The sequence below is a fragment of the Streptomyces sp. NPDC086989 genome (genome assembly GCF_044745505.1).
Classification (GTDB): domain Bacteria; phylum Actinomycetota; class Actinomycetes; order Streptomycetales; family Streptomycetaceae; genus Streptomyces.
In genome coordinates this window covers 318,419-339,932 of sequence record NZ_JBIVAL010000010.1, presented here as the reverse complement: position 1 = coordinate 339,932, position 21,514 = coordinate 318,419, and the positions used below count along the sequence as shown (strand labels likewise).

The window sequence follows — 21,514 nt, the reverse complement described above, 5'->3', positions numbered from 1 at the left end:
AGCGCCCTTGACGGGCCGGCACGGCACGGAAGGACAGTGGACTGACGGGACGCCCCCGGACCCACCCCGACACCGCCCCACCCACACCCCGCCCCGGGAATCCCGCCCCGCGCTTCCGACCCCGCCCCACCCGGACCCCGCCCCCGGACCCCCGCCCCACCCCACCGACGCCGAGTCCGCGGCCTCCGCCCCACCGACCCCGACCGACCCCACCGACCTCGACCGGCCTCGACCCCGTTGCCCGTTGCCCGTTGCCCGTTGCCCCGTTATCCCGTCCGCCGGATCAGGGCCAGGTACATCGCGTCCGTGCCGTGCAGGTGCGGCCACAGCTGGACGTCCGGGCCGTCGCCCAGGGCCGGGACGCCCGCCATGTACGGCCTGGCGTCGATCAGCTCGGCCGCGATCGGCGAGGCGCCCGCGCCGCGGCCCTTGAGGACGTCGTCCACGACCACCCGCGTCTCCGCCAGGTGCGGGGAACACGTGGCGTAGCCCACGACCCCGCCCACGCGGACCGCCGCCAGGGCCTCCCGCAGCAGGGCGCGCTGGAGCGGGGCGAAGCCCTCCAGGTCCTCGGGGCGGCGGCGCCACCTGGCCTCCGGGCGGCGGCGCAGCGCGCCCAGGCCGGAGCAGGGGACGTCCATCAGGACCCGGTCGAAGGTGCCCGGCCGCCACGGCGGCCGGGTGCCGTCGGCCGTGATGACCTGGTAGGGGCCGGGGTTGCCGGCCAGGGCGCGTTCGACGAGGCGCGCCCGGTGCGGCTGCTTCTCGGAGGCCAGCAGGAACGCCCCGCGCTGTGCGGCGAGGGCCGCGAGCAGGGCCGCCTTGCCGCCGGGTCCCGCGCAGCCGTCCAGCCAGCGCTCGTCGCCGCCCTCGACCGGCACGGCGGCGAGGGCCATGGCCACCAGCTGGCTGCCCTCGTCCTGGACGCCGGCGCGTCCCTCGCGGACCGCCTCCACTGCGCCCGGCTCGCCGCCCTCGGCCATCCGCACCGCGTACGGCGACCAGCGGCCCGGCAGCGCCGAGTCCTCGCCGACCGCCTCGACCAGTTCCTCGGTGGTCGACCGGCCCGGCCGTGCCACCAGCGTGACCTCGGGGCGCTCGTTGTCGGCTTCGAGGAGGTCCTCGATGCCGGCCCGGCCGCCGCCGAGGGCGTCCCACAGGGCGCTGACGACCCACCTGGGGTGCGAGTGGTAGACCGCGAGGTGCTCCTCGGCGTCCTCCTCGTACGGCGGGGCCACCCGCTCCAGCCAGCCGTCGAGGTCATGTGCGGCGATCTTGCGCAGCACGGCGTTCACGAACTTGGCGCGCCCGTCGCCGAGCACCACGCGGGCCAGCTCGACGCTGGCGGAGACCGCCGCGTGCGTGGGGATGCGGGTGCCGAGCAGCTGGTGGGCGCCGAGCGAGAGCACGTCCAGGACCGGCGGGTCCACCTCCCGCAGCGGCCGGTCGATGCAGGCCCTGATGACCGCGTCGTACGTGCCCTGCCGGCGCAGCGTCCCGTACACCAGCTCGGTGGCCAGTGCGGCGTCCCGGGCCTGGAAGTTCTCGTCCTGGCGGGCCTTGCGCAGCAGCGGGGGCAGGACGAGGTTCGCGTACGCGTCGCGCTCGTCCACCGCCCGGAGCACCTCGAAGGCCAGGATCCGGACGGGGTCCTTCTTCGGGCGGCGGTACGGCTTGGCCTGCCGCTGGCCTGCGGCGTTGCGCGGGGGACGGGACTGTTCGCTCACGTGAAAGGTGCTCCGGGTTTACGAGGTGCTGCTGTGGACTGCGGGCCGGTCCCCGAAGCGGAGAGCCGAACGGGAATCCGACGGGGACGGGAATCCGACGGGAACGGGAATCCGAACGGGATGCCGGTACGGATCAGCGTACGTCCGCGGCGCCGACCCGCTCGCCGGGAGCGATGCGCACTCCGCGCGCCCAGTCGGCGCCGCGCATCGGCTTCTTGCCCTGGGGCTGCACCCAGAGCAGTTCCACGGCGTGCGAGCCGGTGCCGACGAACACGTTGTTCTTGGCCGGGGCGAGTTCGCCGGGCGCCAGGTCGGTGCGGTCGGTGACCAGGCCGAGGGAGATCAGCTTGAGCCGCTCGCCGCGGAAGACGGTCCACGCGCCGGGTGCGGGCGTGCAGCCGCGTACGACGCGGTCGGCGCGCATCGCCGGGGCGTGCCAGTCGATCCGGGCGTCCTCGACGGTGATCTTGGGGGCGAGGGAGATCCCGTCGGCGGGCTGCGGAACGGCGCGCAGGGTGCCGTCCTCGATGCCGTCCATGGTGGCGGCCAGCAGGCCGGCGCCGGCGAAGGCGAGGCGGGTCAGCAGGTCGCCGCTGGTGTCGGTGGGCCGGATCTCCTCGGTCAGGTGTCCGTAGACGGGGCCGGAGTCCAGGCCCTCCTCGATGAGGAAGGTGGAGGCGCCGGTGACCTGGTCCCCGGCCATGATCGAGTGCTGTACGGGGGCGGCGCCGCGCCAGGCCGGCAGCAGCGAGAAGTGCAGGTTGACCCAGCCGAGGCGGGGGATCTCCAGGGCGCTCTTGGGCAGCAGCGCTCCGTAGGCGACGACGGGGCAGCAGTCGGGGCCGATCTCGCGCAGCCGGGCCTGGAACTCGGGGTCCCGCGGCTTGGCCGGCTTGAGGACCTCGATGCCGGCTTCCTCGGCGCGCTCGGCGACCGGGCTGGCGACGAGCCTGCGGCCGCGGCCGGCCGGTGCGTCGGGCCGGGTGACGACGGCGGCGACCTCGTGGCGCCCGGAGGCGATCAGGGCGTCCAGGGCGGGCACGGCGACCTCGGGGGTGCCTGCGAAGACGAGCTTCACTGGGTCCTACCTCGCTATCTCGGCTGTCAGCAGCGCACCAGTCTATGGTCCCGGCGCCGCAGGGGGCTCCCCGGCCCGATCGGCGGGCGGTCGGGCGGTCCCTGGCGGCCCGTCAGGGGGCGTACGCACACACGCGCGCCTCTCGCATATGCCGACACGCCCCCGGAGCGTGACTTCCGTGCCGTTTGGCGCGTTGGTCAAGAGAGATTGACCGAAACCGGGCCGCGCTATCAGAACGGTGTCTGCGGCCCGATCCGCTCTTCAGCACCGGTTCGAGAGGCTTCTTCATGGCCGACCACGCCACCCACGACGCCCAAGCACGGGCCAGCCTGCACCTCCTGGTGCGGGACATCGAGCGGGTTCGCCGGCAGGTGGATGCTCTGCGTACGCTCACCGCCCAGCTCGGCAATGTGTACCGCCCGCGCCGCTCGGGTCCCTCCACGGGCTTCGTCGTCTACGGCCGGGCGCCCGCTCCCACCGTCCGTCTCGCGCAGGAGCTGCGGGACAGCGTCGAGACGCTGGTGACCGCAGCGGTGGACTTCGACCGCTCGCTCGGCTTCTCGTGGGACGCGGTGGGTTCCGCGCTCGGCGTCACCAAGCAGGCCGTGCACCGCCGGTACGGGGCCCGCCGGGCCCAGGCCGCGGAGTCGGCGGAGCCGCTGGCCGAGGGTACGACCACGCGGACCCTCGGGCCGCTGCCCACGGTCCCGGCGGCCCGTTCGGTGCCGCCGCAGCCGGTGCGCGAGGACACGCAGGCCCCGGCCGCGGCGGGGCGGCCCTCGGCGTTCCCCGGTCCCCGCAACGGCTGACCCCGCCGCGCCGCCGGGACGCCGACCCCCGACGGCCGGGCGGTGGAGCCGTACCCCCCGTCCCGCCCCTGGCAAGGGACGACCTTCGTGGTCGCCCTTCGCCGGGGGCGTCCCGCTGCACGGCCCCGCCCGGACGGGACGGCCCTCAGCCGATGTCCGGGGGGTCGATGCGGACGCGGACCGACTCGGCGGCCGAAACCCCGCGCGCCAGCCGGGCCGCCTGGGCCGACTTCAGGGCGGCGGCCAGTGCGGCGCCGCTGCCGGGCGGGACGCGGACCAGGGCCCGCTCCCCCGGCGACGGCTCACCGCGCCGCCCCGGCACCGGGACCGGGCCCAGCACCTCAGCGTCCGGTGGCAGCCCGGCGCCGGCCAGGAAGGCCTCCACGGCCTCGCCCCGTCCGGCCACGGCCGCCATCCGGGACACCGGCGGGAAGCCGAGCTGGGCCCGCTCCGCGAGCTCCCGTACCGCATGGCCGACCGGGTCCCACCGGACGAGGGCCTGGACCGGCCGCAGCGTCGGCTCGGCGACCACGACGACCTGCCCCTCCCCCCGGACCAGTGAGGCGGCCGCGATCCACCGGCGCAGCGCGTCCTCCCCGGCCCGCAGGTCGGGCCGGGTCAGCATCGCCCAGCCGTCCAGCAGCAGCGCCGCCGCGTATCCGGCGCCCGCGGCGACCGGCTCGGCGCCGGGGGTGGAGACCACCAGCGCGGGCCGGTCGGGCACCTCGTCCAGGACGTGGTCGCGGCCGGACGTGCGGACGGGCACCGCCGGGAAGGCCCGCCCCAGCTCCTCGGCGGTCCGCCGGGCGCCCACCACCTGGGCGCGCAGCCGGAACGACCCGCACTCCTCGCAGTGCCAGGCGCTCTCCTGCCGGCCGCACCAGCCGCAGTGCAGGTCCCGCGCGTCGGGAGCCTCCAGCGGGCCCGCGCAGACGGTGCAGCGGGCGGGGGTGCGGCACCGCTCGCACGCCAGCCGGGGGACGTAGCCGCGCCGGGGCACCTGCACGAGCACCGGCCCGGACTTCAGCCCCTCCCGTACGGTCTCCCAGGCCAGGCTGGGCAGCCGGGCCGCGCGGGCCGCCTCGTCGCGGGCGAGCAGTTCGTCGCCCACGGTCCGGATGCGGGGCGCGCAGGCGCGTACCGTCTCCCGGTCGGCGACGAGCGGCCGGGCCCAGCCCGTCTCGACCAGCTGGGCGGCCTCGACGGTGCAGCTGGTGCTCCCGGCGAGGAATCCGCAGCCGTCGCCGACGGCGCGCAGTTCCAGCACCTCCCGCACGTGCGGGAACGGCGCGCGGTCGTCACTGTGGCTGGAGTCGCCGTCGTCCCAGATGGCGACGAGCCCGAGGTTCCGTACGGGCGCGAACATCGCGGCGCGGGTGCCGATGACGGCCCGCACCGAGCCCCGGTGCACGGCGAGCCACTGCCGGTAGCGCTTCTCGGGGCCGGATTCCGCGGTCAGCAGCGCGTGCCGTCCCTCGCCGAGCAGGGCGGTCAGGGCCGCGTCGACGCGGGCCGCGGTGCGCCCGTCGGGCAGGACGGCGAGGGCGCCGCGCCCGGAGGCGAGGGTGGCGGCGACGGCCCGGGCCAGTTCGTCGGCCCAGCCGGGCCCGGGCAGGGCGGTCCAGACGGCGCGGGGGGTGCCGCCGTCGGCGAGGGCGCGCAGGAAGGCGGGGCCGGAGCCGTACCGCGTCCAGCCGCCGGGTTCGGGGGCGGCGGGCGGCGGCAGCGGTTCGGGTGAGGGCTTGGCCTCGGCGCGGGCGTTGCGCGGGGGCAGGGCGAGCTGGAGGACGTCGGCCAGGCTGCCGGCGTACCGGTCGGCGACGGCCCGGGCCAGGGCCAGCATGCCGGGGGTGAGCACGACCTCGGGCGATACGACGTGCGCCAGGGCGGCGAGGGCGCCGTCGTAGTCGGATTCGGCGCGGCGTTCGACGATGAACCCGTCGATGAGGCCACCGCCCTCGCGGCGGCCGCCGTGCACGCGGTGGCCGCCGGCCCCGAAGCGGACGCGGACCCGGACGCCCGGCTGTGCGGCCTCGGAGAGTTCGGCGGGTACGGCGTAGTCGAAGAGGCGGTCGAGGTGGAGCACGCCCTTGTTGACCAGCACGCGGGCGACGGGCAGCTCCTCCGCGAGGGCGGCTCCGCGCCAGGTGCGCGGCTTCGCCTTGGGTGCGTTGGCCTTGGCCTCGGCGACCATCTCCCGCATCAGCGCGAGCTGCTCCGGCCGGGCGTCGGCACCCGTCGGCTCGGATTCGTTCTCGCTGCTCACAGCTGCATTTCTACCAAACGGCACCGACAGCGGGAGCCGGTCCGCGGGCCGGGGGCTCCGCCGTGAGGCGGCGGCCCCCGCGGGCCCGGCCGTGTTCGGGTGCCCTCCCGAGTTCAGGCCGGGCGGCGGCGGGTGTTGCCGTCCTTCACAGCCGGGCTTGCGCCCGGCTCCAGATGAAGCCGTCGCCCCTCGCACCGGGAGGGCACCGCCACGGTAGCGGGCGGGCGCAGGGGGCACCAACGCATTACGGCCCCGGACCAGGAGGTCCGGGGCCGTACGGCTGCGTACGCGCGGTACGCGGGGGTCCTTAGAGGCCGGCGGCCGCGCGCAGCGCGTCCACGCGGTCGGTGCGCTCCCAGGTGAAGTCCGGCAGCTCGCGGCCGAAGTGGCCGTACGCGGCGGTCTGGGCGTAGATCGGGCGCAGCAGGTCGAGGTCGCGGATGATCGCGGCCGGGCGGAGGTCGAAGACCTGGCCGATCGCGTCCTCGATCTTCTGGACCTCCACCTTGGCGGTGCCGAAGGTCTCGACGAAGAGGCCGACGGGCTCGGCCTTGCCGATGGCGTACGCGACCTGGACCTCGCAGCGCGAGGCGAGGCCGGCGGCGACCACGTTCTTGGCGACCCAGCGCATCGCGTACGCGGCGGAGCGGTCGACCTTCGACGGGTCCTTGCCCGAGAAGGCGCCGCCGCCGTGGCGGGCCATGCCGCCGTAGGTGTCGATGATGATCTTGCGGCCGGTGAGGCCGGCGTCGCCCATCGGGCCGCCGATCTCGAAGCGGCCGGTCGGGTTGACCAGCAGGCGGTAGCCGTCGGTGTCGAGCTTGATGCCGTCCTCGACGAGCTGCTTGAGCACGTGCTCGACGACGAACTCGCGGATGTCCGGGGCGAGCAGCGAGTCCAGGTCGATGTCCGAGGCGTGCTGCGAGGACACGACGACGGTGTCGAGGCGGACGGCCTTGTCACCGTCGTACTCGATGGTGACCTGGGTCTTGCCGTCGGGGCGCAGGTACGGAATGGTCCCGTTCTTGCGCACCTCGGACAGGCGGCGGGAGAGCCGGTGCGCGATGTGGATCGGGAGCGGCATGAGCTCGGGCGTCTCGTCGCACGCGTAGCCGAACATCAGGCCCTGGTCGCCTGCGCCCTGCTTGTCGAGCTCGTCCTCGTCGCCCTCGACGCGCTTCTCGTAGGCGGTGTCGACGCCCTGCGCGATGTCCGGGGACTGTGCGCCGATGGACACCGACACGCCGCAGGAGGCGCCGTCGAAGCCCTTCTTCGAGGAGTCGTACCCGATCTCGAGGATCTTGTCGCGGACGAGCTGCGCGATCGGCGCGTACGCCTTCGTCGTCACCTCACCGGCGATGTGGACGAGACCGGTGGTGATGAGGGTCTCCACGGCCACACGCGAGGTCGGGTCCTCGGTGAGAAGTGCGTCGAGGATCGTGTCGCTGATCTGGTCAGCGATCTTGTCGGGGTGACCCTCGGTGACGGACTCCGAGGTGAACAGGCGACGGGACACAACGCTCCCTGGGGTTGCAGCGGCTGCTGGCTGATCATTTGGCGGAACCGGACCGGGAGCTGCGCCCGGTCTTGTTCCGAATGCAGTTTATCGGTCGCCACCGTTTGCGGGACCACCTGTCTCGCCTTGTGGGAGGCACGTGACCTGCGGCACTACATTCTGGCTCATGGAATGGTCTTCGAGAAGGGTCGTCGCTCAGGCGCGTCGGGGGGCGAGTCGCGAGGTGACCTGATCCCAAATCACCTCGGCCAGCGCCTCCTTCGGTCCATAGGGAACCGGGGTCTCAGCCCCGTCGGAGGCGAGGATGACGGCCTCGTTCTCCTCGGAACCGAAGGTCTTGCTTTCGCCGACCTCGTTCACGACGAGAAGATCACACCCCTTGCGGAGCAGTTTGGCCCGGCCGTTCGCGAGCACGTCGTCGGTTTCCGCGGCGAAACCGACCACGATCTGCCCCTCCCGGGCCCGGTCGGCCGAGATCTCGGCGAGCACGTCGGGGTTGCGGACGAGGGCCACGGGGGCCGGTTCCTGCCCGTCCTTCTTCTTGATCTTGCCGCCGGCGTACTCGGCCGGCCGGAAGTCGGCGACGGCCGCGGCCATGACGACGGCGTCGGCGTCGGCCGCCGCCTTGAGGACGGCCTCGCGCAGCTGGACGGCCGTGCCGACGCGTACGACGTCCGCCCCGGCCGGGTCGGGCAGCGCGGTGTTGGCCGCCACCAGGGTGACCCGGGCCCCGCGGGCGACGGCGGTGCGGGCCAGCGCGTAGCCCTGCTTGCCGGAGGAGCGGTTGCCGAGGAAGCGGACCGGGTCGAGCGGCTCGCGGGTGCCGCCCGCACTGATCACCACGTGCCGGCCGGCGAGGTCGGGCTCGGCCACCCCGCGGGCCAGGACCCTGCGGCACACCTCGTAGATCTCCTCGGGGTCGGGCAGCCGCCCCTTGCCGGTGTCCTTGCCGGTGAGCCGGCCGACGGCGGGCTCGATGACGACGGCGCCGCGACGGCGCAGCGTGGCCACGTTCTCCTGGGTGGCGGGGTGCTCCCACATCTCGGTGTGCATCGCGGGGGCGAACACCACCGGACAGCGTGCGGTGAGCAGCGTGTTGGTGAGGAGGTCGTCGGCGAGGCCGTGGGCGGCCTTGGCGAGCATGTCGGCGGTGGCGGGGGCGACGACGACGAGGTCGGCGGCCTGTCCGATGCGGACGTGCGGGACCTCGTGGACGGTCTCCCAGACCTCGGTGCCGGCCGGGTTCCCGGACAGTGCGGCCCAGGTGGCCTCGCCCACGAAGTTCAGGGACGCCGCCGTGGGGACGACCCGCACCTCGTGCCCGGACTCGGTCAGCCGGCGCAGCAGCTCGCAGGCCTTGTAGGCGGCGATGCCGCCGCTGACTCCGAGCACGACCTTCGGCTTATCCACCGCACACGCCCTCTCTCGCTGATCGTCGTACGTGTCTATGACACACCACAGGCCCGGCAGATGGTCTGCCGGGCCTGTGGTGAAAGGAATTCTCGGTGCCTTACTGGGCCGGGGCCTCGATGGCCTCGGAGGTCAGCAGACCCGCGTTGATCTCGCGCAGCGCGATCGAAAGCGGCTTCTCGTGGACGTGGGTGTCCACCAGCGGGCCGACGTACTCGAGCAGGCCCTCACCGAGCTGCGAGTAGTACGCGTTGATCTGACGCGCGCGCTTGGCCGCGTAGATCACGAGGCTGTACTTCGAGTCCGTGGCCTCGAGCAGCTCGTCGATCGGCGGGTTGATGATGCCCTCGGGCGCAGTGATGGAAGAGGACACGCTCTACCTTCCGAAGATGGGTTGAAAGATCGAAACGTTGACGAACACCGATCGACTGAACATCGATCAACGATCAAACAACTTCCATCAAGGCTAGCAGCTCACGTGCCACGTCCTCGACGGAGGTGTTGACCAGGGTGGTGTCGAACTCTGATTCGGCAGCGAGCTCGACCTTGGCGGACTCCAGCCTGCGCTGGATGACCTCGGTCGACTCGGTGCCGCGGCCGGTGAGCCGGCGGACCAGCTCGTCCCAGCTCGGCGGCGCCAGGAAGACGAGCTGCGCCTCGGGCATGGACTCGCGGACGAGTCGCGCGCCCTGCAGGTCGATCTCCAGGAGGACGGGCTCGCCGTTCTCCAGTCGTTCCGCCACCGCGCCGCGCGGTGTGCCGTAGCGGTTGCCCGCGAACTCGGCCCACTCCAGCAGCTCGCCGTTGGCGATCAGCTTGTCGAACTCGTCGTCGTTGACGAAGAAGTAGTGGACTCCGTGTCGCTCACCGGGCCGCGGCTTGCGGGTGGTGGCCGACACCGAGAGCCATACCTCGGGGTGGACCTTGCGCATATGCGCGACGACCGTGCTCTTGCCGACCCCCGAGGGGCCGGAGAGCACGGTCAGCCGCGGACGAACCTCTGCTGCCATAGAGCGATTATCCAGGTTCTCGGGACTGCCTGAGAACGCCGGGAGAACTTCAGGCAACGCGTCAGCCGGCAGGAGTGCCGAACTCACGCTCCAGAGACGCGATCTGGTTGGAGCCGAGACCTCGAACACGCCGGGACTCGGAGATGCCGAGGCGCTCCATGATCTGCTTGGCGCGGACCTTGCCCACGCCCGGCAGGGACTCCAGCAGGGCGGAGACCTTCATCTTGCCGATGACGTCGTTCTCCTGGCCCGTCTTGATGACCTCTTGGAGCGAGGCGCCGGAGTGCTTGAGTCGATTCTTCACCTCGGCCCGCTCCCGGCGAGCCGCGGCGGCCTTTTCGAGCGCGGCTGCGCGCTGTTCAGGGGTAAGGGGCGGAAGAGCCACGCCTACGTCACCTCGGATGTCGAACTGTCGGATACGGACCGGTGGGGAACCCTAGGGCGCCACACCAGGCGAATGCCCGAACAGCGGTGGAACTCGTTCGCTGCTCGTTCACTCTGATCGGAGACTAGCGGCATGGACCGCTCCAGTCAGCGAGAACGGACGAAAAGTCCTGGTCAGCCTCCACTGAACCGTACATCACGGACAAAACACCCCGGTTTTGTCCGGTGAAAGACGTTCGATTTTCGTCAGACCGTACGACGTGCGGTGCGGCCGGCCCGGCCCGCGGGCCCCCCGAACGGGCTCAGGCCGAGACCGCCGCGCGGATTTCGTCCGCGAACCGGGTGGCCGAGTCACGCAGGGCCGAGGCGTCCGGTCCGTGCTTCAGCACGCCCCGCGACACGTTCGGGACCACGTTGCGCACGGCCGCGCCGAAGACCGCCGGGAGGTCGGCCGCCGTCGCGCCCTGCGCACCGATGCCCGGGGCCAGCAGCGGGCCGTTGATGTCCAGGTCGAAGGAGGACAGGTCGCCCAGCGTGGCGCCGACCACCGCGCCGAAGGAGCCCATCGGGGACGCGCCCGCGTTCTCCGCCGCGAGGTGCCCCAGCATCGTCGCGCCGATGGTGCGGCCGTCCTCGCGCACCGCGCGCTGGACCTCCGCCCCCTCCGGGTTCGAGGTGAGCGCGAGGACGAAGAGACCGGCGCCCGAGCGGCGCGCGAGTTCCACGGCCGGCTGCAGCGAGCCGTAGCCGAGGTACGGGGAGACCGTCAGGGCGTCGGAGAACAGCGGGGACGACGGCTCCAGGAAGGTCTGGGCGTACGCGGCCATGGTCGAGCCGATGTCGCCGCGCTTGGCGTCCATCACGACCAGGGTGCCCGCGGTGCGCGCGTCGGCCACGGTCCGCTCCAGCACCGCGATGCCCTTGGAGCCGAAGCGCTCGAAGAAGGCGGCCTGCGGCTTGAAGACGGCCACCGAGTCGGCCAGCGCCTCCACGACGGTGCGGGAGAACTTCTCCAGGCCCGCGATGTCGTCGTTCAGGCCCCAGGACGAGAGGAGGGCGGCGTGCGGGTCGATGCCCACGCACAGCGGGCCGCGCGCGTCCATGGCCGCGCGCAGGCGGGTGCCGAAGGGGGTCACGGGGGTCCCGGTCTCGGGCGTCTCGGTCACTGGGCGGCCTTTCGGGTTTCGGCGCCGACGGCCTCGGCGAGGGTCGCGTACGGACTGACGGCCAGGCGCGCGGCCAGACCCTTGTGGATGGCGCGGGCGTAGAACGGGCCCTCGTAGATGAACGCGCTGTACCCCTGGATCAGGGTCGCGCCGGCCAGGATGCGCTGCCAGGCGTCCTCGGCGTTCTCGATGCCCCCGACGCCCACCAGCACCAGGCGGTCGCCCACACGGGCGTACAGGCGGCGCAGGACCTCCAGGGAGCGCTCCTTGACGGGGGCGCCGGACAGGCCTCCGGTCTCCTTCACGAGCTCGGGGGCGGACTTCAGGCCCAGCCCCTCGCGCGCGATGGTGGTGTTGGTCGCGATGATGCCGTCCAGGCCCAGCTCCAGCGCCAGGTCGGCGACGGCGTCCACGTCCTCGTCCGCGAGGTCCGGCGCGATCTTCACCAGCAGCGGGACCCGGCGGTCGGTCACGGTGCGGTCCGCGGCCTCGCGCACGGCCGTCAGGAGCGGGCGCAGGGACTCGGTGGCCTGGAGGTTGCGCAGGCCCGGCGTGTTCGGCGAGGAGACGTTGACGACCAGGTAGTCGGCGTGGCGGGCCAGGCGCTCGGTGGAGGCGACGTAGTCCGCGACGGCCTCTTCCTCGGGCACGACCTTGGTCTTGCCGATGTTGACGCCCACGACGGTCTTGAAGACCGGCACGCGGGCCGCCAGGCGGGCCGCCACGGCCGCCGAACCCTCGTTGTTGAAGCCCATGCGGTTGATCAGCGCGCGGTCCGGCACGAGGCGGAACAGCCGCTTCTTGGGGTTGCCGTCCTGCGCCCGCGCCGTGACCGTGCCGATTTCGACGTGGTCGAAGCCGAGCATGGACATGCCGTCGATGGCGACGGCGTTCTTGTCGAAGCCCGCCGCGAGGCCGAAGGGGCCGTGCATGCGCAGTCCCAGGGCCTCGGTGCGCAGCTCCTTGTACCGGGGGGCCAGGGCGGCGGCGGCGAAGGTGCGCAGGACGGGGGTGCGGGCCGTGAGCCGGATCCAGCGGAAGGCCAGGTGGTGGGCCTGCTCCGGGTCCATCCGCTTGAAGACCAGGTTGAAGAAGAGTTTGTACATGTCGAGAAGATCCCTTGTGCGCTCATGACGAGGGGGACACCGACGCGCATCGCGCATCCGTGTCCCCCTCCTCGTACGGGCTGCTAGTCGCGGGCCGCGGTCAGGTGCTCCGCGTGCTCCTGGAGCGAGCGGACGCCCACGTCCCCGTGGCCGAGCGCCTCGATGCCCTGGACGGCCGCGGCGAGCGCCTGGACCGTGGTCAGGCACGGGACGCTGCGCGCCACGGCCGCCGTGCGGATCTCGTAGCCGTCGAGGCGGCCGCCGGTGCCGTACGGGGTGTTGACGATCAGGTCGACCTGGCCGTCGTGGATGAGCTGGACGATGGTCTTCTCGCCGTTCGGGCCCTCGCCCTCGCTGAGCTTGCGCACCACGGTGGCGTTGATGCCGTTGCGGCGCAGCACCTCGGCGGTGCCGGAGGTGGCCATCAGCTCGAAGCCGTGTGCGACCAGCTCGCGCGCCGGGAAGATCATCGAGCGCTTGTCGCGGTTGGCGACCGAGATGAACGCGCGGCCCTTGGTGGGCAGGGGGCCGTAGGCGCCGGCCTGCGACTTGGCGTAGGCCGTGCCGAAGACGGAGTCGATGCCCATGACCTCGCCGGTGGAGCGCATCTCCGGACCCAGGACGGTGTCGACGCCGCGGCCGTGGATGTCGCGGAAGCGCGACCACGGCATGACGGCCTCCTTGACGGAGATCGGCGCGTCGAGCGGCAGGGTGCCGCCGTCGCCGGTCTTCGGGAGCATGCCCTCTTCGCGCAGCTCGGCGATGGTGGTGCCGAGCGAGATGCGGGCGGCGGCCTTGGCGAGCGGGACCGCGGTCGCCTTCGAGGTGAAGGGGACGGTGCGGGAGGCGCGCGGGTTGGCCTCCAGGACGTAGAGGATGTCACCCGCCATCGCGAACTGGATGTTGATCAGGCCGCGTACGCCGACGCCCTTGGCGATGGCCTCGGTGGAGGCGCGCAGGCGCTTGATGTCGAAGCCGCCGAGGGTGATCGGGGGCAGGGCGCAGGCCGAGTCGCCGGAGTGGATGCCGGCTTCCTCGATGTGCTCCATGACGCCGCCGAGGTAGAGCTCGGTGCCGTCGTAGAGGGCGTCGACGTCGATCTCGATGGCGTCGTCGAGGAAGCGGTCGACCAGCACGGGGCGGGTCGGGGAGATCTCGGTGGACTCGGCGATGTACGCCTCCAGGCGCGCCTCGTCGTAGACGATCTCCATGCCGCGGCCGCCGAGCACGTACGAGGGGCGTACGAGGACCGGGTAGCCGATCTCGTCGGCGATGGCCTTCGCGCCCGCGAACGTGGTGGCGGTGCCGTGCTTGGGGGCGGGCAGGCCCGCCTCGGCGAGGACCTGGCCGAAGGCGCCGCGGTCCTCGGCGGCGTGGATGGCCTCCGGCGGGGTGCCGACGACCGGGACGCCGTTGTCCTTGAGGGCCTGGGCGAGACCGAGGGGGGTCTGGCCGCCGAGCTGTACGACGACACCGGCGATGGGGCCGGCCAGGGACTCGGCGTGGACGATCTCCAGCACGTCTTCGAGCGTCAGCGGCTCGAAGTACAGGCGGTCGGAGGTGTCGTAGTCGGTGGAGACGGTCTCCGGGTTGCAGTTGACCATCACGGTCTCGTAGCCGGCGTCGCTGAGGGCGAAGGAGGCGTGGACGCAGGAGTAGTCGAACTCGATGCCCTGGCCGATGCGGTTCGGGCCGGAGCCCAGGATGATCACCGCGGGCTTCTCGCGGGGTGCGACCTCGCTCTCCTCATCGTAGGAGGAGTAGAAGTACGGGGTCTTCGCGGCGAACTCGGCGGCGCAGGTGTCGACCGTCTTGTAGACCGGGCGGACGCCGAGCGCGTGGCGGACCTCGCGGACGACGTCCTCGCGCAGGCCGCGGATCTCGGCGATCTGGGCGTCGGAGAAGCCGTGGCGCTTGGCCTCGGCGAGCAGCTCGGGCTCCAGCTTCTCGGAGGCGGCCAGCTCGTCGGCGATCTCCTTGATCAGGAAGAGCTGGTCGACGAACCAGGGGTCGATCTTCGTGGACTCGAAGACCTCTTCCTGGGTGGCGCCGGCGCGGATGGCCTGCATGACGGTGTTGATGCGGCCGTCGGTCGGGCGGACCGCGGTGGCGAGCAGCTCGTCCTTGTCGCCGACGGGGCCGACGAAGGTGAACTGGGAGCCCTTCTTCTCCAGGGAGCGCAGGGCCTTCTGGAGGGCCTCGGTGAAGTTGCGGCCGATGGCCATGGCCTCGCCCACCGACTTCATGGTGGTGGTGAGGGTGGCGTCGGCGACCGGGAACTTCTCGAAGGCGAAGCGCGGCGCCTTGACGACGACGTAGTCGAGGGTGGGCTCGAAGGAGGCCGGCGTCTTCTCGGTGATGTCGTTGGGGACCTCGTCGAGCGTGTAGCCGATGGCCAGCTTGGCGGCGATCTTGGCGATCGGGAAGCCGGTGGCCTTCGAGGCGAGCGCCGAGGAGCGCGAGACGCGGGGGTTCATCTCGATGACGATGACGCGGCCGTCTACCGGGTCGATCGCGAACTGGATGTTGCAGCCGCCGGTGTCGACGCCGACCTCACGGATGATCGCGATGCCGATGTCGCGCAGCCGCTGGTACTCGCGGTCGGTGAGCGTCATGGCCGGGGCGACGGTGATGGAGTCGCCGGTGTGGACGCCCATCGGGTCGAAGTTCTCGATGGAGCAGACGACGACCACGTTGTCCTTGGTGTCGCGCATCAGCTCCAGCTCGTACTCCTTCCAGCCGAGGATGGACTCCTCCAGGAGCACCTCGGTGGTCGGGGAGAGCGTGAGGCCCTGGCCGGCGATGCGGCGCAGCTCGTCCTCGTCGTGCGCGAAGCCCGAGCCGGCGCCGCCCATGGTGAAGGAGGGGCGCACGACGACGGGGTAGCCGCCGAGGGTGTCGACGCCCTTGAGGACGTCGTCCATCGAGTGGCAGATCACCGAGCGGGCGGACTCGCCGTAACCGATCTTGGCCTTCACGGCTTCGACGACGCCCTTGAAGAGGTCGCGGTCCTCGCCCTTGTTGATGGCCTCGACGTTGGCGCCGATGAGCTCGACGCCGTACTTCTCCAGCACACCCTGCTCGTGCATGGAGATGGCGGTGTTCAGCGCGGTCTGGCCGCCGAGGGTGGGGAGCAGCGCGTCGGGGCGCTCCTTCGCGATGATCTTCTCGACGAACTCGGGGGTGATCGGCTCGACGTACGTGGCGTCGGCGATCTCCGGGTCGGTCATGATCGTCGCGGGGTTGGAGTTCACCAGGATGACCCGCAGGCCCTCGGCCTTGAGGACGCGGCAGGCCTGGGTGCCGGAGTAGTCGAATTCGGCGGCCTGTCCGATGACGATCGGGCCGGAGCCGATGACCAGGACGGACTGGATATCGGTGCGCTTAGGCACGCTCGGCCTCCATCTGGGCGGTGCTCATCAAAGACGTGAAGCGGTCGAAGAGGTACGCGGCGTCGTGCGGGCCGGCTGCCGCTTCGGGGTGGTACTGGACGGAGAAGGCCGGCTGGTCGAGCAGCCGGAGGCCTTCCACGACGTTGTCGTTCAGGCAGACGTGCGAGACCTCGGCGCGGCCGTAGGGGGTCTCGGAGACCTTGTCGAGGGGCGCGTCGACGGCGAAGCCGTGGTTGTGCGCGGTGACCTCGACCTTGCCCGTGGTGCGGTCCTGGACCGGCTGGTTGATGCCGCGGTGGCCGTACTTCAGCTTGTACGTGCCGAAGCCGAGCGCGCGGCCCAGGATCTGGTTGCCGAAGCAGATGCCGAAGAGCGGGGTCTTGCGCTCCAGGACGCCCTGCATGACGGCGACGGGGCCGTCGGCGGTGGCCGGGTCGCCCGGGCCGTTGGAGAAGAACACGCCGTCCGGGTTGACCGCGTACACGTCCTCGACGGTGGCGGTGGCGGGCAGCACGTGCACCTCGATGCCGCGCTCGGCCATCCGGTGCGGGGTCATGCCCTTGATGCCGAGGTCGACGGCGGCGACGGTGAACTTCTTCTCGCCGATGGCGGGGACGACGTACGCCTCCTTGGTGGCGACCTCGGCGGAGAGGTTCGCGCCCTTCATCTGCGGGGCGTCCTGGACCTTCGCCAGCAGCACGGCGTCGTCCATGACGGCCTCGCCGGAGAAGATGCCGACGCGCATGGCGCCGCGCTCGCGCAGGTGGCGGGTCAGGGCGCGGGTGTCGATGCCGCAGATGCCGACGACGCCCTGCTGGACGAGTTCCTCGTCCAGCGAGCGCTGCGAGCGCCAGTTGGACGGGACGCGGGCGGGGTCGCGTACGACGTACCCGGCGACCCAGATGCGGGCGGACTCGGGGTCCTCGTCGTTGACGCCGGTGTTCCCGACGTGCGGGGCGGTCATCACGACGACCTGCCGGTGGTACGACGGGTCGGTGAGGGTCTCCTGGTATCCGGTCATGCCGGTGGAGAACACGGCCTCGCCGAAGGTCTCCCCCACAGCGCCGTAGGCGCGGCCGCGGAAGATGCGACCGTCCTCCAGGACGAGTACGGCGGGAGCTTTGGCTGCTCCCCTGGTGGAGGTCGTCATCGTTCGGCGCCTTCCGTCGTGATGGATTGGTTCATGAGATTGATCGCCTCGACCCAGGCGGCGTGTTCGGCCGCGCGGTCGGAGCGGAATCCGGAGTCGATCAGCTTGTCGCCGTGCGCCCAGGTGACGACGAGGAGACCGCCCTCGGTGAGTACCTTGCCCGCGATTCCCTTGTCGAGGCGGGCGCCGCGCAGCTGCGCGGCCGGTACGAAGAAGTCGGTGGCACCCGGACGGACCACGTCCAGGCCCGCGTCGGTGAGCGTGAGCTCGACGCGGCTGCGCACTCCCAGGCCGTGGGCGACGATCCGGTCGAGCCACTGCCCGGCGGTGGTGGACCCGTGGTAGCGGCCGGTCAGGGCCAGCCGGTGCGCGGGCAGACCGTCGGGGGCGGCGGGCAGCTCCGGCAGGTCGTTCTGCAGGGCGCCGCGCCATTTCCAGCCCTGCCGCATCAGCCAGTACACGAACGCGATGAAGACGAGCAGACCGATCACCCACGCGATGCGGGCGCCCCAGTCCGTCACCTCCGCCGACCGTCGTTCGGCGGCCTCGGCGGCCAGTTGGATCACTGCAGGTGTCACGCCAGATTCCCGTCCACGACCGTTGCCCGGCCCCGCAGGAAGGTGTGAGTGACGCGGCCCGGCAGCTCACGGCCCTCGTAGGGCGTGTTGCGGCTGCGGGAGGCGAAGTGTGCGGGGTCCACGACACCACGGTACGAGGTATCGACCAAGGTCAGGTTCGCGGGTTCACCAGCCGAGACGGGCCGGCCGTGGTTCTCCAGGCCGCCGATCCGCGCCGGTGCGAAGGACATGCGCTGGGCGACGCCGGCCCAGTCGAGCAGTCCGGTCTCGACCATCGTCTCCTGGACGACGGAGAGCGCGGTCTCCAGGCCGACCATGCCCATGGCGGCGGCGGCCCACTCGCAGTCCTTGTCCTCGTGCGGGTGCGGGGCGTGGTCGGTGGCGACGATGTCGATCGTGCCGTCGGCGAGCGCCTCGCGCAGGGCCAGCACGTCGCGCTCGGTGCGCAGCGGCGGGTTGACCTTGTAGACCGCGTTGTACGAGCGGACCAGCTCGTCGGTGAGGAGGAGGTGGTGCGGGGTGACCTCGGCGGTGACGTCGATGCCGCGGGACTTGGCCCAGCGGACGATCTCGACGGAGCCGGCGGTGGAGAGGTGGCAGATGTGCACGCGGGAGCCGACGTGCTCGGCGAGGAGGACGTCGCGGGCGATGATCGACTCCTCGGCGACGGCCGGCCAGCCGCCGAGGCCCAGCTCGGCGGAGACGACGCCCTCGTTCATCTGGGCGCCCTCGGTCAGGCGGGGCTCCTGGGCGTGCTGGGCGACGACGCCGCCGAAGGCCTTCACGTACTCCAGGGCGCGGCGCATGATCACGGCGTCGTCGACGCACTTGCCGTCGTCGGAGAAGACGGTGACGCGGGCGGCGGACTCGTGCATGGCGCCCAGCTCGGAGAGCTGCTTGCCCTCCAGGCCGACGGTGACGGCGCCGATGGGCTGCACGTCGCAGTAGCCGGACTCCTTGCCGAGGCGCCAGACCTGCTCGACGACGCCGGCGGTGTCGGCGACCGGGAAGGTGTTCGCCATGGCGAAGACGGCGGTGTAGCCGCCGGAGGCGGCGGCGCGGGTGCCGGTCAGGACGGTCTCGGAGTCCTCGCGGCCGGGCTCGCGCAGGTGGGTGTGCAGGTCGACGAGGCCGGGGAGGAGGACCTGGCCCTCGGCCTCGATGACGGTCGCGCCGTCGGCGGACAGGTCCGCTCCGACCGCGGCGATGGTCTCGCCGTCGATCAGGACGTCCTGCGCCTCGCCACCGAGTACCTTCGCCCCACGGATAAGGATCTTGCTCATGATTACTTGCTCTCCTCGGTGCGGGGCGTGCTGGTGGTGGTGACGGCGGGCTCGGAGCCTCCGAGCAGCAGGTACAGGACGGCCATCCGGGTGGAGACGCCGTTGGCGACCTGCTCGACGGCCGTGCAGCGGTCGGAGTCGGCGACCTCGGCGGTGATCTCCATGCCGCGGTTCATCGGGCCGGGGTGCATCACGATGGCGTGCTCGGGCATCTTGGCCATGCGGTCGCCGTCGAGCCCGTACCGGCGGGAGTACTCGCGCTCGGTCGGGAAGAAGGCGGCGTTCATGCGTTCGCGCTGCACACGCAGCATCATGACCGCGTCGGACTTCGGCAGCACGTCGTCGAGGCTGTACGAGACCTCGCAGGGCCAGCTCTCGACGCCGATCGGGACCAGGGTGGGCGGGGCCACCAGGGTGACCTCGGCGCCGAGGGTGTGGAGCAGCTGGACGTTGGAGCGGGCTACGCGGCTGTGCAGGACGTCGCCGACGATCGTGATGCGGCGGCCGCCCAGGTCCTTGCCGAGACCGGCGTCGCGGCCGACGAGGCGGCGGCGCATGGTGAAGGCGTCCAGCAGGGCCTGGGTGGGGTGCTCGTGGGTGCCGTCGCCGGCGTTGACGACGGCGGAGTCGATCCAGCCGGAGGTCGCGAGCCGGTAGGGGGCTCCGGAGGCGTGGTGGCGGATGACGACCGCGTCGGCGCCCATGGCCTCCAGGGTCAGCGCGGTGTCCTTGAGGGACTCGCCCTTGGAGACCGAGGAGCCCTTGGCGGAGAAGTTGATGACGTCGGCGGACAGGCGCTTGGCGGCCGCTTCGAAGGAGATCCGGGTGCGGGTCGAGTCCTCGAAGAACAGGTTGACGACGGTGAGGCCGCGCAGGGTGGGCAGCTTCTTGATCGGCCGGTCCGCGACGCGTGCCATCTCCTCGGCGGTGTCGAGGATGAGGACGGCGTCGTCGCGCGTGAGGTCGGCGGCCGAGATGAGGTGGCGCTTCATCTGGGTGCTCCGTAGGTCGGTGGGCCAGAGCGGCGGGGAGGGCCGGGCGGCGGGGCGGAGGGCGTGCGGGCAGGGCGGGGCCCCGCGCGGACCCCGGTACCGGGGCCCTTCACTCGTTCGGGCTACTGCCCGGCGGGCGTGTCGGTCCGCTGGCCGAGCAGCACGGCGTCGCGGCCGTCCTCCTCCTGGAGCTGGACCCTGACGGTCTCCCGCAGCGACGTGGGGAGGTTCTTGCCGACGTAGTCGGCGCGGATCGGCAGTTCGCGGTGGCCGCGGTCGACGAGGACGGCGAGCTGCACGGCGCGGGGGCGGCCGAGGTCGCCCAGGGCGTCGAGGGCGGCCCGGATGGTGCGGCCGGAGAAGAGCACGTCGTCGACGAGGACGACGAGGCGTCCGTCGAGGTCGTCGCCGGGGATCTCGGTGCGGCCGATCGCACGGGCGGGCTTCATCCGCAGATCGTCGCGGTACATGGTGATGTCCAGGGACCCGACCGGGATCTTCGTACCGGTGATCTCCTGGAGCTTGGCGGCCAGCCGGCGGGCGAGGTACACGCCGCGGGTGGGAATGCCGAGGAGCACCACGTCGTCGGCGCCCTTGGCGCGTTCGACGATCTCGTGGGCGATGCGGGTCAGCACCCGCGCGATGTCCTGTGCCTCGAGCACGGGACGCGTCGCCTCGGTGCTCTGGGCACCGGCGTTCTGAGCAGCCTGAGCGTCCATGAAAAGGACCTCCTTCTCCGCCTCACGGGACGGACCTTAAAGGACGTCTGATGTACGTGGTCCACGGTACCAGGACGACGGCGGGGAACCCGCACGGGGCCCGGGCGGCGCCCCTCGTACGTGGGCGTCCGTCATCATTCGGCTTGACGCATCCAAGTAACGCTGCGTAACCTCACAGTGAGTTACCAGCCGCGCGGCGGAGCCGCACGTGGTCCATGTCGTAGCGTCCATGTCGTCACAGCGTCACAGCGTCCGGGAGCGTTATGTCCAGCGAATACGCCAAACAGCTCGGGGCCAAGCTCCGCGCCATCCGCACCCAGCAGGGCCTCTCCCTCCATGGTGTCGAGGAGAAGTCCCAGGGTCGGTGGAAGGCCGTGGTGGTCGGGTCGTACGAGCGCGGGGACCGCGCCGTGACCGTCCAGCGCCTCGCCGAGCTGGCGGACTTCTACGGAGTGCCGGTGCAGGAACTCCTGCCGGGCACGACTCCGGGCGGGGCCGCCGAGCCGCCGCCGAAGCTGCGCCTGGACCTGGAGCGCCTGGCGGGCGTGCCCGCCGAGAAGGCCGGCCCGCTGCAGCGTTACGCGGCGACCATCCAGAGCCAGCGCGGGGACTACAACGGCAAGGTGCTGTCGATCCGCCAGGACGACCTGCGCACCCTCGCCGTCATCTACGACCAGTCCCCCTCGGTCCTGACCGAGCAGCTGATCAGCTGGGGCGTGCTCGACGCGGATGCGCGTCGCGCCGTGGCGCACGAGGACATCTAGTTCTCCGGTCCTCGCGTCCAGGACCAGCAGAAACGTACCGGCGTGGGGGGGGGGGCGCCCCGGGGGGCCCGCCCCCCCCCCGGGTGGGGGGGGGGCCGGGGGGGGGGCCGGGGGGGGCGCCCCCCCCGGGGGGGGGGGGGGCCGCCCGGCGCGCGCCCCCCCCC

General features: G+C 72.2%; 18 protein-coding genes. 2 read left to right on the top strand and 16 right to left on the bottom strand.

What is annotated here, in order from left to right:
- Positions 1 to 266: 266 nt before the first annotated feature.
- Together ACIPK4_RS25670 and fmt are read right to left on the bottom strand one after the other, a co-directional pair.
- A complete protein-coding gene (locus ACIPK4_RS25670; RefSeq protein WP_402316260.1) occupies positions 267 to 1,727 on the bottom strand; it encodes an RsmB/NOP family class I SAM-dependent RNA methyltransferase in 1,461 nt (486 codons plus the stop codon).
- Between the two features lie 133 nt (positions 1,728 to 1,860).
- Complete coding sequence (fmt, locus tag ACIPK4_RS25665) at positions 1,861 to 2,805, bottom strand: methionyl-tRNA formyltransferase (protein WP_402316257.1); 945 nt, start codon at positions 2,803 to 2,805, stop codon at positions 1,861 to 1,863.
- A 287-nt stretch (positions 2,806 to 3,092) separates the two neighbouring features.
- Between fmt and ACIPK4_RS25660 the strand changes: the two genes are divergently transcribed.
- A complete protein-coding gene (locus ACIPK4_RS25660; RefSeq protein ID WP_054227599.1) occupies positions 3,093 to 3,614 on the top strand; it encodes a hypothetical protein in 522 nt (173 codons plus the stop codon).
- 145 nt (positions 3,615 to 3,759) lie between these two features.
- On the opposite strand, the gene ACIPK4_RS25655 is transcribed toward ACIPK4_RS25660, so the two are convergent.
- The 14 genes from ACIPK4_RS25655 to pyrR all read right to left on the bottom strand — a co-directional run bounded on the left by ACIPK4_RS25655 (position 3,760) and on the right by pyrR (position 20,586).
- Positions 3,760 to 5,880, bottom strand: a complete 2,121-nt coding sequence (locus ACIPK4_RS25655) for a primosomal protein N' (protein WP_402316255.1) — start codon at positions 5,878 to 5,880, stop codon at positions 3,760 to 3,762.
- Positions 5,881 to 6,187: 307 nt separating this feature from the next.
- Positions 6,188 to 7,396 carry a methionine adenosyltransferase gene (gene metK / locus ACIPK4_RS25650; RefSeq protein ID WP_376203180.1) on the bottom strand — a complete coding sequence of 403 codons (1,209 nt, stop codon included), beginning with the start codon at positions 7,394 to 7,396 and terminating at the stop codon, positions 6,188 to 6,190.
- Between the two features lie 195 nt (positions 7,397 to 7,591).
- Positions 7,592 to 8,806 carry a bifunctional phosphopantothenoylcysteine decarboxylase/phosphopantothenate--cysteine ligase CoaBC gene (gene coaBC, locus ACIPK4_RS25645; protein ID WP_402316251.1) on the bottom strand — a complete coding sequence of 405 codons (1,215 nt, stop codon included), beginning with the start codon at positions 8,804 to 8,806 and terminating at the stop codon, positions 7,592 to 7,594.
- Positions 8,807 to 8,906: 100 nt separating this feature from the next.
- On the bottom strand, positions 8,907 to 9,179 hold the full coding sequence (gene rpoZ / locus ACIPK4_RS25640; protein WP_004948662.1) for a DNA-directed RNA polymerase subunit omega: 273 nt from the start codon (positions 9,177 to 9,179) through the stop codon (positions 8,907 to 8,909).
- A gap of 73 nt (positions 9,180 to 9,252) precedes the next feature.
- Positions 9,253 to 9,816 (bottom strand): guanylate kinase, encoded by a 564-nt coding sequence (gmk, locus tag ACIPK4_RS25635; protein WP_054227603.1) that lies wholly within the window; start codon positions 9,814 to 9,816, stop codon positions 9,253 to 9,255.
- 61 nt (positions 9,817 to 9,877) lie between these two features.
- Complete coding sequence (locus ACIPK4_RS25630) at positions 9,878 to 10,201, bottom strand: integration host factor (protein ID WP_008740406.1); 324 nt, start codon at positions 10,199 to 10,201, stop codon at positions 9,878 to 9,880.
- A 301-nt stretch (positions 10,202 to 10,502) separates the two neighbouring features.
- A complete protein-coding gene (pyrF, locus tag ACIPK4_RS25625) occupies positions 10,503 to 11,366 on the bottom strand; it encodes an orotidine-5'-phosphate decarboxylase (protein ID WP_402316246.1) in 864 nt (287 codons plus the stop codon).
- Entirely contained in the window at positions 11,363 to 12,472 is a 1,110-nt protein-coding gene (locus ACIPK4_RS25620; protein ID WP_402316243.1) for a quinone-dependent dihydroorotate dehydrogenase, read from the bottom strand. The genes pyrF and ACIPK4_RS25620 overlap by 4 nt, the downstream gene beginning before the upstream one ends.
- A gap of 83 nt (positions 12,473 to 12,555) precedes the next feature.
- The gene (gene carB / locus ACIPK4_RS25615) at positions 12,556 to 15,864 is read right to left on the bottom strand and encodes a carbamoyl-phosphate synthase large subunit (RefSeq protein ID WP_054227605.1); all 3,309 of its coding nucleotides are present in this window, start codon (positions 15,862 to 15,864) and stop codon (positions 12,556 to 12,558) included.
- Complete coding sequence (gene carA, locus ACIPK4_RS25610; protein WP_402316239.1) at positions 15,857 to 17,014, bottom strand: glutamine-hydrolyzing carbamoyl-phosphate synthase small subunit; 1,158 nt, start codon at positions 17,012 to 17,014, stop codon at positions 15,857 to 15,859. Before carA ends, carB begins: the two co-directional genes overlap by 8 nt.
- Positions 17,011 to 17,592, bottom strand: coding sequence for a hypothetical protein (locus tag ACIPK4_RS25605; protein WP_376203166.1), 582 nt, complete (start codon positions 17,590 to 17,592; stop codon positions 17,011 to 17,013). The genes carA and ACIPK4_RS25605 overlap by 4 nt, the downstream gene beginning before the upstream one ends.
- Positions 17,589 to 18,875, bottom strand: coding sequence for a dihydroorotase (locus ACIPK4_RS25600; protein ID WP_402316235.1), 1,287 nt, complete (start codon positions 18,873 to 18,875; stop codon positions 17,589 to 17,591). The genes ACIPK4_RS25605 and ACIPK4_RS25600 overlap by 4 nt, the downstream gene beginning before the upstream one ends.
- Positions 18,876 to 18,877: 2 nt before the next feature.
- Complete coding sequence (locus tag ACIPK4_RS25595) at positions 18,878 to 19,867, bottom strand: aspartate carbamoyltransferase catalytic subunit (RefSeq protein WP_376203163.1); 990 nt, start codon at positions 19,865 to 19,867, stop codon at positions 18,878 to 18,880.
- A 122-nt stretch (positions 19,868 to 19,989) separates the two neighbouring features.
- Entirely contained in the window at positions 19,990 to 20,586 is a 597-nt protein-coding gene (pyrR, locus tag ACIPK4_RS25590; RefSeq protein WP_402316233.1) for a bifunctional pyr operon transcriptional regulator/uracil phosphoribosyltransferase PyrR, read from the bottom strand.
- A gap of 263 nt (positions 20,587 to 20,849) precedes the next feature.
- On the opposite strand from pyrR, the gene bldD reads away from it, so the two are divergent.
- On the top strand, positions 20,850 to 21,350 hold the full coding sequence (bldD, locus tag ACIPK4_RS25585; RefSeq protein ID WP_007263032.1) for a transcriptional regulator BldD: 501 nt from the start codon (positions 20,850 to 20,852) through the stop codon (positions 21,348 to 21,350).
- Positions 21,351 to 21,514: the final 164 nt, after the last annotated feature.